Here is a 14,925-nt window from a genome sequence, read left to right on the forward strand (position 1 = left end):
GTACATCATAGGAAAAGGCCCCGCGCAGATTGCCGGGGCCTTTTCCGTCATTCTTAAGTCCGGATATCAGGTCCGGATATTATTTGATGGGATCATAATATTTGGATTCGTAATATTTATAGAGAGCCTTATATTCTTCGGTAAGTCCACGGTGCATAAGCTGCTGATATTCATGGGAGTCGAAGCTCTTGGAGGAATTCAGCTTTTCGATGATGTGGAGAGCGATATTGGAGCAGTGGTCGGAGATGCGTTCCATATTGGTCAGGAATTCCGTCAGAGAGATTCCTGCCTGTACGCTGCAGTCGCCGTTGCTGAGCCGCTCAATATGGTGAGTCTTCAGAGCTTCCTTCAGCACATCGATGACTTCCTCCAGGGGTTCCACACGGTAGGCGACTACCAGATCGTCATTTTTATAAGCCTCCAGGGTGATGGTCACCACTTGTTTGACGGCTTCTGTCACGATCCTGATCTCCTCTAGCCCTTTCTCAGAGAAGTAGATGCCTTGTTCCTGATTGAACTGGCCTACCTCCGCCACGTTGACGCAGTGGTCGCCGATCCGTTCGAAATCACCGACACTGTGCAGGAGCTCTGCCACTTCCTTTTGGTCCTCCCGCCGGATATTCTGCGAGGTGATGCGGACTAAGTATTCGCCGAGAGCCGTTTCACATTTATCCAGGAAATCTTCATTTTCATTGAGCTTTTCAAAGGTCTTCTCATCAAAGTTGTGCAGCAGAGTCACCGCCATATCATAATTTTCCTGGATGGTTTCACCCATACTCAGCGTTACCTTGCGGCACTGTTCCAGAGCAACGGTGGGCCTGTCTAAGAAAATATCATCCAACAGAGCGAGGCTGGAATCCGCACGGGAAGGAGCGTCGTCCTTCAGAATCTTTTTGGAAATAGAGACCAGGCCGCTGCAGAATGGGAGGAGGATGACACTGGTAGCGATGTTGAACAGAGTATGGAAGTCGGCGATATTGCCTCGGGTCATGGATTTTTCCCAGAAGCTGAGGCCTACAAGGTTTTGGAAACCGTAAATTCCCACCAGGAACAGGATGGCGCCGATGATATTGATCATCAGATGACAGACTACCACACGCTTTGCATTTTTGTTTGTTCCTATACTGGCGATCAGGACCGTGATACATTTGCCGATGTTCTGACCGATGATGATAGGAGCGGCCATGGAAAAGGTGACAGTTCCGGTAGAAGAAATAGCCTGCAGGATACCGACGGAAGCGGAAGAGCTCTGCAGGACCGCCGTGACGACTGCGCCCAGCAGGACACCCAGCAGGGGATTGCGGAACATGAAAAAGATTTCCTGAAAAGCATTGGAATCCTTGAGCGGCGCCAGGGCGGACTCCATGGTGGTCATACCGAAGAACAGGATGCCGAAGCCGATCAGAAGATGGGCGATGTCCCGAGTCTTTCTGCGCTTGGTGATCAGAATCATAAAGGAACCTATGGCGATCACGATAGGCGCGAAGGAAGAAGGCTTGATCAGCTCGAATATCAGCTGAGAACCGGACAAGTCGCCCAGCCGGAGAATCTGTCCGGTGATGGTAGTACCGATATTAGCGCCCATGATGACTGGTACGGTCTGGGCAAATTTCATGATTCCAGCGTTTACAAAACCTACCAGCATTACCGTGGTAGCCGCGGAGCTTTGGATTACACCGGTCACAACGGCGCCCAATGCCAGCCCTTTCAGGCGGCTGTTGGTCAGGCGTTCCAGAGTGCGTTCAAGACCGGCGCCGGCAATTTTCTCAAGCGATGTGCCGAGGAGGCTCATACCGTATAAGAACAGGCCGATGCCCCCGCAAAGAGTTAAGACAGAAAATATAGTCAAAGTTATCCCCCACTTCTTTTGTAAATTTTTTCTATAATCTTTGTAAAGTCTCTATAAAGACACTATTTCCATATTAGTATAAATGAAGAGAAGCGTCAATGAAAATTTTGTCCCCCTTTCAAATTAAGCCGGGTCTTGTATCCTGTCCCCTGGAATGGTATACTTATATTTCAGACATGCGGTATCCTGTCCGGATGGAAGGCTTCCTAATCTATGCTGTACATCGGCGCTGGAGATCGGGAAGAAAGAGAAGTGGAGGAAATATTGTGGCATCGACAAAAAGAAAGACTACATCAGGGAGCAGGAGCGGGAGCCGTAAGAGTGCGCCTGCGAAAAAGACTGCCAGTGGAGCGAAGAAGAGAAGTGCCTCCAGAAATACAAAAGAAGAAAGGATGGAACCGGCCATAAAAAAAGAGCTGGTGATCTTGGTCAGCCTTGCGATAGCGGTTCTTTTGTTCTGCAGCAATCTTCACTGGTGCGGAAGCATGGGAGAGGCTTTATATCGTATCATGCGGGGGCTGTTTGGTATTCTCGCTTACATAGTCCCGGTGTATCTGTTTTTGTGCGTTTGTTTTCTGCTGTCCAATAAGGGAAGCGGCCGTGCAGTTCTCCGGACGATCGTCTCTTTCCTCGTGCTGGTAGTGATCTGCGGGATAACTTCCCTGCTGGCCATGAAGGAGTTTGACAGTGCCATGACCCTTGGGGATTATTACACGCAGGCGGCCGAAACATTCGGCGGCGGACTGCTCGGAGGGCTTTGCTGCAAGCTTCTGTATCCAGGGCTTGGCATGGTAGGGTCATATGTGATTCTTATTCTGCTGGCGGCGGCCGGGCTGGTCTTTGCAACAGAAAAATCCATATTGAATCCCATCCAGAAAAGCGGCCGAAAGGTATATGATTCTGCCAGGGAGGATATGGCCAGGCGTCATGAGATACATGCGGCAAAGGCAGAGGAGCGGAAAAGGTACCGGGCGGAGCAGAAGGTACGCGGAGTATCTTTGGATACCAGTGTAGGAGACTCTGAGAAAAAAGAAGAGAAACAGCCGGAGAAGCGGAACGGGCGCCCGAATCCAAAGGAAGAAAGGCCCGAAACCGCCGATGTGTTCACTGGGCATATACAGGGCATGGTAGAGCAGGACAGTGCGGATACGGAAGAAGCGGTATACATAGATGAAGAGGCGGAGCCGTTGAAGGCTTCGAGGGTGAAACGGACTCTGACCGAGCTGGAGGCTCTGGACAGGGACGAGGCAGAGGAGGGGAATCCTCTTTCTGTGGATTATGAGGCAGCCCGCAGGCAGCCGGAGTTTGGCCGGCAGTTTGAGATGACGGGAACATCAGGACAAGCGGAAGCAGGCGGACCGGAAGAGACGGAGGAAGTACAGGTACCTTTTGAGGAAGATGTCAAACGGATCGTCACTGCCAATGGAAAGATCATAGAGGTGGAAAGTGATCCTACAGAGGAGGATCCTCTTACAGCAAAAAGAGTGTCTTCCGGAACGTCCATTTTCCGGGAAGAAGGAAGTGCAAGGGGAAGTTCCGGTAGCGTTCGTTTTACGGAAGGGCAGGAAGGGATGGCAGGGGCCGTTCAGCCGGCTGCAAAAAAGAAACCGCCCCGCCCCTATGTAAAGCCGCCGATGAACCTATTGAAGCAGGGAAGCAAAAAGATGAAGAATCGGGATGCGGAGCTTCGGGAGACAGCGGTAAAGCTGCAGAGGACACTGCAGAATTTCGGTGTGGGTGTCACCGTGACCAATATAAGCTGCGGGCCTTCAGTGACTAGATACGAGTTGACGCCGGAGCAGGGAGTTAAGGTGAGCAGGATCGTATCCCTGACTGACGACATCAAATTGAATCTGGCTGCTGCAGATGTCCGCATTGAAGCGCCGATTCCTGGAAAGTCAGCAGTGGGTATTGAAGTGCCGAATCAGGAAAATATGACGGTTTTCCTGAGGGATGTCATTGAATCAGAGGAATTTAAGAAGCATCCGTCCAGGCTGGCCTTTGCGGTGGGACGGGATATCGGCGGACAAACTGTGGTGACGGACCTGGCCAGAATGCCCCATCTGCTTATCGCCGGAGCCACCGGCTCCGGAAAGTCTGTATGTATCAATACTCTGATCATGAGTATACTCTACAAAGCAGATCCGGCGGAAGTAAAGCTTATCATGGTCGATCCGAAAGTCGTAGAGCTGAGTGTGTATAACGGCATTCCCCATCTTATGATTCCGGTAGTTACGGATCCGAAGAAAGCAGCCGGGGCCCTCAACTGGGCAGTGGCCGAGATGACGGACCGGTATAAGAAATTCGCGGAGCTCAACGTCCGGGATTTGAAGGGATATAACGAGAGAATAAAAGAAGATGCGGAAGAAGGAGAGGAAGCAGTTCCCCTGCCGCAGCTGGTCATCATCGTGGACGAGCTGTCGGATCTGATGATGGTAGCTCCGGGAGAGGTCGAGGATGCCATCTGCCGTCTGGCTCAGATGGCCAGGGCCGCCGGAATCCATCTGGTGCTTGCTACGCAGAGGCCCTCTGTCAATGTTATTACCGGGCTCATAAAGGCGAATGTGCCTTCGAGAATTGCCTTTTCAGTATCTTCCGGCGTGGATTCCCGCACGATTATCGATATGAACGGCGCGGAAAAGCTGCTCGGAAAGGGAGATATGCTGTTTTATCCTTCCGGATATCAAAAGCCGGTAAGAGTGCAGGGAGCGTTCGTCTCCGATGAAGAAGTTTCCAAAGTGGTGAAATACCTGACAGACCATACGGATGCGGATTACAGCCAGGAGATCGAGAGCCGGCTCAGTACCTCTTCCGGAACGGACGGTACCGGCGGGACAGATGAACGGGACGTTTATTTTGCGGATGCCGGCCGGTTCATCATAGAAAAAGAAAAAGCGTCCATCGGGATGCTCCAGAGAGCTTTCAAGGTGGGATTTAACCGCGCGGCCCGAATCATGGACCAGCTAGCCGAGGCCGGCGTGGTCGGTGAAGAAGAGGGCACTAAACCCAGGAAGGTCCTGATGACCATGGAGGAGTTCCAAGACTATTTGGATTGACGGCGTGCCGGCGTTCTGCATAAGATAAAGGAAGATCAATGCTTATGCGGAGAAATGGATGATACTGAGCAGTCTGCTGTCACATGTCGGCTACATCAGGATAAGAGGAAGCTCCCAGGCGGAAGTAACAGGCATTACCTGTGATTCCAGAGAGGTACGGCCGGGAACCATGTTTGTATGTATACCGGGCATCCATAAGGATGGCCACGAGTTTGCCAGGCAGGCCATAGGCGCCGGAGCGTCCGTCGTCATCATGGAGGAAGGAAACCCAATTGCGAAAAAGGAAGAGAAGAGCATTTCCGGGATGGCCAGTGTGGTGCTCGTGGCTTCTGCCAGAAAGGCGTTTTCATATCTTTCCGCCGCGTTTTATGGTTATCCGATGCGCTCTATGGTTTCCGTGGCGATCACCGGTACGAAAGGAAAGACGACGACGGCCTATATGATCCATGGGATCCTTTGCGGCGCAGGGATAAAGACAGGACTCATCGGCACCAACGGAGCTTTTGTGGATGGAAAAAAACTGGAGCTTTCTCATACGACGCCGGAAGCCCATGAGCTGCAGAGAATCCTGCGGGAGATGAAGAATGCGGGATGCACCCATGTGGTCATGGAGGTATCCTCTCAGGGATTTAAAATGGAGAGAGTTGCCGGCCTGCATTTCACCTACGGGATATTCACAAATCTTTCCCAGGACCACATCGGTCCGGGAGAACATGAAAGCTTTGAAGATTATCTGTATCAAAAGAGCCGGCTTTTTACAAGCTGCGATGTGGGAATTGTGAACCGGGATGATATGTGGGTGAAGGAAATGACAGCCAGAGCCACCTGCCGGCTGGTGACTTTTGGGATGGGAGAGGCGGATTATCAGGCTTCCCCTCCGGTATTTTATAAAGACAGCCATATGCTGGGATGTGAATATCAGCTGGGCGGAAAAGAAGAAGCCAGTGTGTTTCTTCCGCTTCCGGGAGAATACAATGTGAAAAACAGTTTGGCAGCCATTGCGGCGGCGGACCAGATGGGGATTTCCGCGGAGACGGCGCGGAAGGCCCTGCGGGAAGTCCATGTGCCGGGAAGAATGGAAGTAGTATCCGGGAACAACCACTTATGGGTCATTGTGGATTACGCGCATAATGAGGTCAGTATGGAGAATCTGCTGGAGACCCTGAAGGCTTATGAACCCAGAGATTTGATTTGTGTGTTCGGATGCGGAGGAAACCGTTCCCGGCTGAGGCGGTTCGGCATGGGCCGGGCGGCCGGCAAATGGGCGGATGTATCAGTCATAACGGCGGACAATTCCAGATATGAACCGGTAGAGTCCATCATTCAGGATATTGAAAAGGGCTTTCAGGAGACGGAAGGACGGTACGTGGTGATACCGGAACGGAGGGAAGCGATAGCCTATGCGGTCAGCCATGGAAAAAAAGGCGATATCATCGCTATCATTGGAAAAGGCCATGAGGATTATCAGGAGGCCAACGGGAAACGGATTCATTTTTCTGACAGAGAAGAGGCAGAAAAGGCACTTGTCAAATATAAATAATGAGGAAAAAGTATGGAACAGACGACAGTACGTGACATTGTGAGAGCAACAGGCGGGGTGCTTCTGGCGGGGGATCCCGGCGAGCCATTGGAAAACGTAAGCATTGATTCCAGGGTCATGAAGGGACGGGATTTGTTCGTTCCTTTGATCGGAGAACATTCGGACGCTCATGATTATCTGGCGCAGGCCATTGAAAACGGGGCAGTTTTGGTCCTTTCCAGCAGGAAGATGGAACCTCTTCCCGGAGCGGCCTGGATACAGGTGGATGATACCCTGAAAGCGCTGCAGGCGGTGGGCAGGGATTACAGAAACCGAATGGGAATCCCGGTGGTGGGGGTGACCGGGAGTGTGGGAAAGACGACTACAAGAGAAATGACTGCCACGGCTTTGGGGGCGAAGTTCCGCATTTTTAAGACCTCAAAAAATTTCAACAGCGATATCGGCCTGCCGGTGACAATGACCGAGATGACGAAAGAGGATGAGATAGCCGTTTTGGAAATGGGGATGAGTGACTTTGGAGAAATGGAAGTGCTCTCTTCCATGGCAAGGCCTTTGGCCGCCATTATCACGAATATCGGCGTGGCACATATTGAACAGCTTGGGACACAGGAAAATATTTTCCGGGAAAAGCTGAAGATCACAGTTGGTATGGAAAGCGGAGGGACTCTGATCCTCAACGGCGACGACAGGTTTTTACGGACGGTAGGCGAATCCATTGGTTTCCATCGGATGTTTTACGGATTTGGGGAAAACTGTCAGTATAGGGCAGAGGATATGGTGATAACCGGTGAGGGAACAGATTTTACCTCTGTATGCGGAGCGAAACGGGTGCGGGTGCATCTGCCGGTCATGGGAAAGCACATGGTGATGAATGCTCTGGCGGCCATGGCCGCCGCGTCCATCTGGGGTGTTTCCATGGAGGAAGCAGCGGAGGCTCTGGAGGGTTTTTCGGGATTCCGGAACCGGCAGCAGATTTATAAGGTGAGGGATTATCGTGTGATTGATGATACCTACAATGCCAGTCCGGATTCCATGAAGGCTGCGCTTGGAGTTCTTGCCGGAATGGAAACAAAGGGAAAGAAAATCGCGGTTTTGGCCAATATGCTGGAACTCGGAGAAGACAGCAGAAGATTTCATTATGAAGTCGGGTACTACGCAAAGGAGATCGCGCCGGATATTCTGATCTGTATCGGTGAACTGGCGGCAGAAATCGGCCGGGGAGTCTCTGAGGCAGGCGGAAAGAACACGGTTATCGAAAGCTTTGGCACGAAGGAAGATGCGCTGCCGTTTTTAAAGGAACAGGCGGGAAGCGGGGATCTGATCTTGTTCAAAGGCTCAAACAGCATGAAGCTGGGTGAACTGATTGATTCCCTGAGAGACGAGTAAGGCGCCAATGAGAAAAGAGAGATCGTAAATACATGTCCAAACAGTATGTCAATGTCATCGTCGATATCGTTCACACGGCAGTGGATAGGGTTTTTCAGTATGAAGTCCCGGAAGAGCTTTTGGGAAAGCTCTCTTTAGGCATGAAGATACGGATACCCTTTGGCCGTGGAAACACAGTGCGGGATGGCTATATCATAGGATTTACAGAAAAGCCGGATTATGACCCGGAAAAAATAAAGCAGGTACAGACGGTGGAGGAAGATGCGATGCCCATTGAAGGGCAGCTCATCCGGCTGGCAGCATGGATGAAGGAGCACTATGGCTCTACGATGATTCAAGCCCTGAAAACGGTGCTTCCCATGAAGAAAAAGATGAAACCGGTCCAGAAGAAATATCTCGTCAGGACGGTCTCACAGGAAGCGTGCGGTGAGCTGCTGGCAGTGTACAGAAAAAAAAAGCAGAAAGCAAGAGTCCGGTTTCTGGAGGCTCTTATGGAGGACGAAGTGCTGCCCTATGAGGTGGTGACTCAGAGACTGCGGGTGTCGCCGGCGTCCTTCCGGCCTTTTCTGGAACAGGGGATCTGCCGGCTGGACACGGAAGAGAGCTATCGGAATCCGGTGCGGGGCCTTTTGAAGAAAGAACAGACTTTCCTTTTGAATGAGGAGCAGAGAGCGGCCGTCTCCGGAATGACCGCTTCCTGGGATGGGAAAAAGGAAACCTGTCTGCTCCACGGCATAACAGGGAGCGGAAAAACAGAAGTGTATATGGAGCTGATCCGTCATGTGATAAAGAACGGGCGTCAGGCAATCGTACTGATTCCGGAGATTGCGCTTACCTATCAGACGGTGATGCGGTTTTACAGACAGTTTGGGGAGCGGGTATCCATCGTCAACTCCAGACTTTCAGCGGGAGAGAAATCGGACCAGTTCGAACGGGCGAGGACAGGCAGGATCGATATTATGATCGGTCCGCGGTCCGCACTTTTTACGCCTTTTCCGAATCTGGGCCTGATCATCATAGACGAGGAGCATGAAACGGCGTATAAAAGTGAAACAGTCCCGAAATACCATGCCATAGAAACGGCCATAGAACGATGCCGTATGGCGGATGCCATGGTGGTTCTCGGATCGGCCACTCCGTCGGCTTCTTCCTATTATAAGGCGCAGAACGGAGAATATCTTCTGTTCCAGATGAGAAGCCGGGCAAAGGAAGAGAGCGTGCTGCCTTCCGTGGAGATCGTGGATCTGAGGGAGGAACTGAAGGCAGGGAACCGGACGATTTTCAGCAGGCGTCTGAAGGAACTTTTGAAGGAAACCCTTGAAAGAAAGGAACAGGCCCTCCTGTTTTTGAACAGGCGCGGATATGCGGGCTTCATTTCCTGCCGCTCCTGCGGGGAAGCGGTTAAGTGTCCCCATTGTGACGTGAGCCTGACACAGCATTGGGACGGAAAGCTAAAATGTCATTACTGTGGATATGAAACGGAGATCCCGAAATTCTGCCCTTCCTGTGGGTCCCGCTATATCGCGGGCTTCGGAACCGGGACTCAAAAGGTGGAAGCTATGGTGAGTTCCATGTTTCCGGAGGCAAGAATCCTGCGGATGGATACAGATACTACAAAAGGTAAGGGAGGCCACGACGCGGTCCTTGCCGCTTTTGCGGACGGAAAGGCCGATATTCTGGTCGGGACCCAGATGATCGTGAAAGGACATGACTTCCCGAATGTGACGCTGGTGGGGATACTGGCGGCAGATTTGTCGTTACATTCGGGGGGATATGAGGCTGGAGAGAGGACCTTTCAGCTGCTCACTCAGGCAGCAGGGCGGGCGGGCCGGGACAAGCTGCCCGGTCAGGTGGTGATACAGAGCTATGCTCCCAGCCATTACAGTGTGGAGGCTGCGGCAAGCCAGGACTATGAAAGCTTTTACTGGCATGAGATTCTTTATCGGAGGCTTCTTCACTATCCTCCGGTATACCGTATGATGTCGCTGCTTTTTACTTCAAAGGAAGAAACGGCCGCGGAGCGGATGGCCGGAAAAGTGAAGGAAATGGCCGGAGAATTTGAAGGACCTTTAAAGGCGGGGACAGAAGAGGCGGAGGGGCAGAGGCATGACGCTGTGGAAATCATAGGGCCGGCCAAAGCTGCGGTCTCACGGATCAATGACAGCTACCGGTATGTACTTTACGCGAAATGTGAGGAAGAGCAGCCGCTGCTGGCGCTTAAAGAAAAGATCGAGCAGATGGAATGGGACAGAAATGTTCTGTACCAGTTTGATATGGAATAGATATTAACCGGAAGACGGGAAGAATATAGAAAACAAAACATGGAAAGAAAGGATAGAGGATCATGGCACTTAGGACGATCAGAGAAATCGGTGATGAGGTACTGACTAAAAAGGCGAAGGAAGTAAAGGAGATGACTCCGAGGACGAGCCAGCTCATAGCAGATATGCTGGAGACCATGTATGAGGCAAACGGAGTAGGTCTTGCCGCGCCGCAGGTGGGGGTTCTAAAAAGGATCGTGACGATCGACGCGGGTGACGGGCCTATCGTGCTCATTAATCCGGTGATTCTGGAGACAGACGGGGAACAGTCGGGGCCGGAAGGATGCCTGAGCGTTCCGGGAAAACAAGGTATCGTTACCAGGCCCAATGAAGTGACAGTCAAAGCGCTGGACGAAAATATGAAAGAGCATCTGATAAAGGGGACGGAGCTTCTGGCCCGGGCCATCTGTCATGAGTGCGACCATCTGGAAGGCAGGCTCTATGTGGATTTGGTTGAAGGGGAGCTGATGGATGTGACAGATGAGGAAGAAGATGAATAAATCAGAAGTTTTTTCTTAAAAAACTGTGAAAATCGCGGTATTTGGAAAAAATAAGAGTATACTGAGTATAACAGTCCGTCAGTCTGTGGAAACAGACAGAATTCGGAAGGGTATGACGGAGGTTGGAGGAGCAGACGTATGAAAGTAGTGTTTATGGGAACTCCCGATTTTTCAGTTCCGGCCCTGGAAGCGCTGGTGGCCGCCGGCCATCAAGTGGCAGGCGTGGTCACGCAGCCGGATAAGCCGAAGGGACGCGGGAAGGAAATGCAGATAACGGCAGTGAAAAAAGCTGCGGTTTCCCATGGGATTCCGGTTTATCAGCCGGCCAGAGTGAAGGGAAATCCTGAATTCATGGCACAGCTAAAAAAAATAGATCCGGGTGTGATCGTGGTAATCGCTTTCGGGCAGATCCTGCCGAAAGAAATATTGGAGCTTCCGAAGTATGGGTGCATCAATATCCACGCGTCTCTTCTGCCAAAATACCGGGGAGCGGCCCCTATCCAGTGGGTGATCATAGACGGCGAAAAAGAGACGGGGATCACGACCATGTATATGGAAGAGGGGCTGGATACCGGCGATATGCTGTTAAAAACAATCATTCCCATTGATGAAGAAGAAACGGGAGGCAGCCTTCACGACAAACTGAGCGCAGCCGGCGGTCCTTTGATCGTGGAGACTTTGAAAAAACTGGAGGCGGGCAGCCTGGTGCGGATTCCACAGGAAGGAGAATCCTGTTATGCGAAGATTCTGACCAAATCCCTGGGAGACATTGATTGGAACATGGATGCGGCGTCAATCGAACGGCTGATTCGGGGACTTCTGCCCTGGCCCAGCGCATACACCCGCCTGAAGGACCGGACGGTGAAGATATGGAAGGCCGGAGTGATTCCGGAGCAGGGAGAGAAAGCGGTTCCCGGCACGGTCATTGCCATCGGAAAAGAGAGCTTTTCCGTGCAGACTGGAAAAGGGCTCCTGGAAGTGAAAGAACTCCAGCCAGAGGGAAAGAAACGGATGGACGCTGGTGCATTTCTCAGGGGATATCCTCTGAAAACGGGAGATGTATTCGAAAGAAAGCAATAATACGACAAGGAGTGGATGAAAAACTATGCCTTATTATGGTTTTTATTATTTTGACCCTACATGGATTTTGGTGATCGTCGGCGCGGTCATCTGCATGATCGCATCGGCCAGGGTGAAGAGCACGTTTGCCAAGTATTCAAAGGTGATGAGCCGGACCGGCATGACCGGTGCGGAGGCAGCCAGGAGACTGCTGGACAGCCAGGGGATTTATGGTGTACAGGTGATGTCTGTGGCCGGAGATTTGACGGATCACTATGATCCCAGGAATAAGACCCTTAAGCTGTCACAGTCTGTATATGGCTCCACATCTGTAGCAGCCATCGGAGTGGCGGCTCATGAATGCGGCCATGCCATTCAGGATGAAGTGGGATATTCTCCCTTAAAGCTCAGGACTGCTTTTGTACCGGTGGCCAATTTTGGCTCCAGCATCAGTATGCTTCTGATCATCGCAGGACTGATATTCGGCGCCAGAAACGGCAGCTATTCTATATTGGTGAATCTGGGGATTCTCTGCTTTTCCCTGGCGGTGTTATTTCAGCTCATTACCCTGCCGGTGGAGTTCAATGCCTCCAGGCGGGCGCTGGTGCTCCTGCAGGAAAACGGAATTTTATACCAGGATGAAGCGGCACAGACCAGAAAAGTCCTTTCCGCCGCGGCTCTCACCTATGTAGCAGGAGCCTTGTCCGCTATTCTTCAGCTGCTGCGTCTCATACTGCTGTTCGGAGGAAGAAGGAACCGTGACTGACAGAGGGAAAAAGAAGCCGGAAAGGCCGGACGGAAGCACAAATGTCAGGGCGATTTCTCTGGGCTGCCTTCTTCGGATACTGGAACAGGGAGAGTACAGCCATGTGGTGCTCCGGGAAGAGCTGGAAAAATACAGTCATCTGGAAAAGAGGGACAGAGCATTCCTCACGCGGCTGACAGAAGGCGTTGTCGAACGACTGTATGAGCTGGACTATACCATCAACTGGTTTTCTAAGATAAAGACAGAAAAGATGAAGCCTGTCATACGGGAAATCCTCAGGATGGGGGTCTATCAGATTTTGTATATGGACGCGGTGCCGGACAGTGCCGCCTGCAACGAAGCTGTGAAGCTGGCTCAGAAAAAAGGATTTGGTAATCTCAAGGGCTTCGTGAACGGAGTTTTACGGGCAGCTTCAAGAGGCATGGAAGAAGTGATGCTTCCCGATAAAAACCTGGATTTTCCCGCATATGCGGCAGTGAAATATTCCACACCTGTTTGGATCACGAAAAAGCTGGTGAAAGAATACGGTGAGGAACGGGCGGAAGGGATATTGGCGGCCGGGCTGTCCGAACGGCCTCTTACTGTCCGGTGCAATTTGAGCAGAATTTCCTGGGAGACTGCAAAAAACAGCCTGGAGGAGCAGGGGATACGGGCAGAAACGATTGATGGTATTCCCGGGGCTCTCGAGATTTATGATTTTGATATGCTGCCGAAAGTCGACGCTTTTTCGAAGGGCTTTTTACAGGTCCAGGATGTGAGCTCTATGCTGGCGGGGATGGCGGCGGCTCCAAAAGAGGGCGATTTTGTTCTGGATGTGTGCTCGGCTCCCGGAGGGAAAAGCCTCCATGCCGCGGACCTGCTCCACGGGACAGGCCATGTGGAGGCCAGGGATCTGACAGCGGAAAAAGTGAGACTTATAGAAGAAAACATCGGACGCAGCAGCCTGACCAATCTGTCGGCCAGGGTATGGGATGCGCTCGTTTTGGATAAAGACAAGATCGCTTCGGCAGATGTGGTGATTGCGGACCTGCCCTGTTCAGGATTGGGGATCATCGGCAGGAAAAGTGACATTAAGTATAAAATGACAGAGGATGCCCAGAAGGAACTGGTCATGCTTCAGCGGAGGATCCTGGATGTGGTCTGGCAGTATGTGAAGCCGGGAGGGAGACTGGTGTATTCCACCTGTACGGTATTCTCATCGGAGAACGCGGAAAATGCGGACTGGTTCACAGAGAATTATCCATTTTACACGGAAAGCCTGGAGGAAGTCCTGCCGAAGAGGTTTTTCACTGAGACTACGGGACAGGGAAAGCTGCAGCTTCTGCCGGGAGAAAAAGGGACGGACGGTTTTTTTATCGCCCGATTCCGCAGGAAGGAATCAATACATAGATGAAGACGGATATAAAATCTCTTACATTGGAAGAACTTAAGGATGCCTTGGCGGACATGGGGGAAAAGCCCTTCCGTGCAGGCCAGATCTTCAGCTGGCTCCATGAAAAGCTGGCGGCCAGCTTTGATGAGATGACAAACCTGTCCCTTTCTTTGAGACAAAGGCTTTCAGAACGGTTTTTTCTGACACTTCTGGAGCCTGTGGAGGTGCTGGTATCGGAACTGGACAGAACCAGGAAATATCTGTTCCGCCTGGATGACGGCAATGTCATTGAAAGTGTCTGGATGGAATACCATCACGGTAACAGCGTATGTATTTCCTCTCAGGTAGGCTGCCGTATGGGATGCCGCTTCTGCGCGTCCACACTGGACGGGCTTGTGCGCGATCTGAGGCCGTCGGAAATGCTGGAGCAGATCTACCGCATGCAGACTCTCATGGGGAAACGGGTGTCAAACGTGGTGGTCATGGGATCCGGAGAGCCTCTGGATAATTACGATAATTTTGTGAAATTTATACGTCTTCTCACAGATGAGCACGGATTTCATCTGAGCGCGCGAAATATTACAGTTTCCACCTGCGGCCTGCCGGACAGGATCTGCCGCCTGGCGGAGGAAAAGCTGCCTATCACCCTCGCCCTCTCTCTTCACGCGGCGGATGATGGGAAAAGAAGGGAACTGATGCCCATCGCCAGCCGGTACAGCTTAAAAGAGGTGCTTCCTGCATGCGATGCATATTTTGAAAAAACGGGAAGGCGGCCGAGTTTCGAGTATAGCCTGGTGGGGGGTGTCAATGATACAAAAGAGGAGGCTGAGGCGCTGGCAGCCCTTTTGGGACACAGAAACTGTCATGTGAACCTGATACCGGTGAATCCCATAAAAGAGCGTAAATACGTGCGTTCTGGACAGGAGGCCATCCGTAATTTCAAAAATATACTTGAAAAAAGTGGAATTAATGTTACTATTAGAAGAGAAATGGGACGGGATATAAACGGAGCCTGCGGGCAGCTGCGCCGGAGCTACCGGGAAGACCGGCCCTAAAAGGTGTCTGTTTGAGGCAGA

General features: G+C 51.7%; 10 protein-coding genes. 9 read left to right on the forward strand and 1 reads right to left on the reverse strand.

What is annotated here, in order from left to right; translation table 11 throughout:
• Positions 1 to 79: 79 nt before the first annotated feature.
• Positions 80 to 1,849, reverse strand: coding sequence for a Na/Pi cotransporter family protein (locus LQE92_RS06895; RefSeq protein WP_231062265.1), 1,770 nt, complete (start codon positions 1,847 to 1,849; stop codon positions 80 to 82).
• 266 nt (positions 1,850 to 2,115) lie between these two features.
• On the opposite strand from LQE92_RS06895, the gene LQE92_RS06900 reads away from it, so the two are divergent.
• The 9 genes from LQE92_RS06900 (at position 2,116) to rlmN (ending at position 14,904) form a co-directional block, all read left to right on the forward strand.
• A complete protein-coding gene (locus tag LQE92_RS06900; RefSeq protein ID WP_331001260.1) occupies positions 2,116 to 4,905 on the forward strand; it encodes an FtsK/SpoIIIE family DNA translocase in 2,790 nt (929 codons plus the stop codon).
• Between the two features lie 58 nt (positions 4,906 to 4,963).
• Entirely contained in the window at positions 4,964 to 6,445 is a 1,482-nt protein-coding gene (locus LQE92_RS06905; protein ID WP_231062266.1) for a UDP-N-acetylmuramoyl-L-alanyl-D-glutamate--2,6-diaminopimelate ligase, read from the forward strand.
• Positions 6,446 to 6,457: 12 nt separating this feature from the next.
• On the forward strand, positions 6,458 to 7,831 hold the full coding sequence (locus LQE92_RS06910; RefSeq protein WP_231062267.1) for a UDP-N-acetylmuramoyl-tripeptide--D-alanyl-D-alanine ligase: 1,374 nt from the start codon (positions 6,458 to 6,460) through the stop codon (positions 7,829 to 7,831).
• Positions 7,832 to 7,863: 32 nt separating this feature from the next.
• Complete coding sequence (priA, locus tag LQE92_RS06915) at positions 7,864 to 10,113, forward strand: replication restart helicase PriA (protein ID WP_231062268.1); 2,250 nt, start codon at positions 7,864 to 7,866, stop codon at positions 10,111 to 10,113.
• Positions 10,114 to 10,175: 62 nt separating this feature from the next.
• Positions 10,176 to 10,652, forward strand: a complete 477-nt coding sequence (gene def, locus LQE92_RS06920) for a peptide deformylase (protein ID WP_231062269.1) — start codon at positions 10,176 to 10,178, stop codon at positions 10,650 to 10,652.
• Between the two features lie 138 nt (positions 10,653 to 10,790).
• Positions 10,791 to 11,732: a methionyl-tRNA formyltransferase gene (gene fmt / locus LQE92_RS06925; RefSeq protein ID WP_231062270.1), complete on the forward strand. Its 942-nt coding sequence runs from the start codon at positions 10,791 to 10,793 to the stop codon at positions 11,730 to 11,732.
• Positions 11,733 to 11,757: 25 nt separating this feature from the next.
• A complete protein-coding gene (locus LQE92_RS06930) occupies positions 11,758 to 12,477 on the forward strand; it encodes a zinc metallopeptidase (RefSeq protein ID WP_231062271.1) in 720 nt (239 codons plus the stop codon).
• Positions 12,470 to 13,870 carry a 16S rRNA (cytosine(967)-C(5))-methyltransferase RsmB gene (gene rsmB, locus LQE92_RS06935; protein ID WP_231062272.1) on the forward strand — a complete coding sequence of 467 codons (1,401 nt, stop codon included), beginning with the start codon at positions 12,470 to 12,472 and terminating at the stop codon, positions 13,868 to 13,870. Before LQE92_RS06930 ends, rsmB begins: the two co-directional genes overlap by 8 nt.
• Positions 13,867 to 14,904 (forward strand): 23S rRNA (adenine(2503)-C(2))-methyltransferase RlmN, encoded by a 1,038-nt coding sequence (gene rlmN, locus LQE92_RS06940; protein ID WP_231062273.1) that lies wholly within the window; start codon positions 13,867 to 13,869, stop codon positions 14,902 to 14,904. Before rsmB ends, rlmN begins: the two co-directional genes overlap by 4 nt.
• Positions 14,905 to 14,925 lie beyond the last annotated feature (21 nt).

It is taken from the genome of Lientehia hominis, from assembly GCF_021044755.1.
GTDB classification, from domain to species: domain Bacteria; phylum Bacillota; class Clostridia; order Lachnospirales; family Lachnospiraceae; genus Lientehia; species Lientehia hominis.

Excerpts from the sequence above, each read along its gene's own strand:
- LQE92_RS06905 (WP_231062266.1), top strand. The coding sequence starts at position 4,964 with ATGATACTGAGCAGTCTGCTGTCACATGTCGGCTACATCAGGATAAGA.
- LQE92_RS06910 (WP_231062267.1), top strand. The coding sequence starts at position 6,458 with ATGGAACAGACGACAGTACGTGACATTGTGAGAGCAACAGGCGGGGTG.
- priA (WP_231062268.1), top strand. The coding sequence starts at position 7,864 with ATGTCCAAACAGTATGTCAATGTCATCGTCGATATCGTTCACACGGCA.
- def (WP_231062269.1), top strand. The coding sequence starts at position 10,176 with ATGGCACTTAGGACGATCAGAGAAATCGGTGATGAGGTACTGACTAAA.
- fmt (WP_231062270.1), top strand. The coding sequence starts at position 10,791 with ATGAAAGTAGTGTTTATGGGAACTCCCGATTTTTCAGTTCCGGCCCTG.
- LQE92_RS06930 (WP_231062271.1), top strand. The coding sequence starts at position 11,758 with ATGCCTTATTATGGTTTTTATTATTTTGACCCTACATGGATTTTGGTG.
- rlmN (WP_231062273.1), top strand. The coding sequence starts at position 13,867 with ATGAAGACGGATATAAAATCTCTTACATTGGAAGAACTTAAGGATGCC.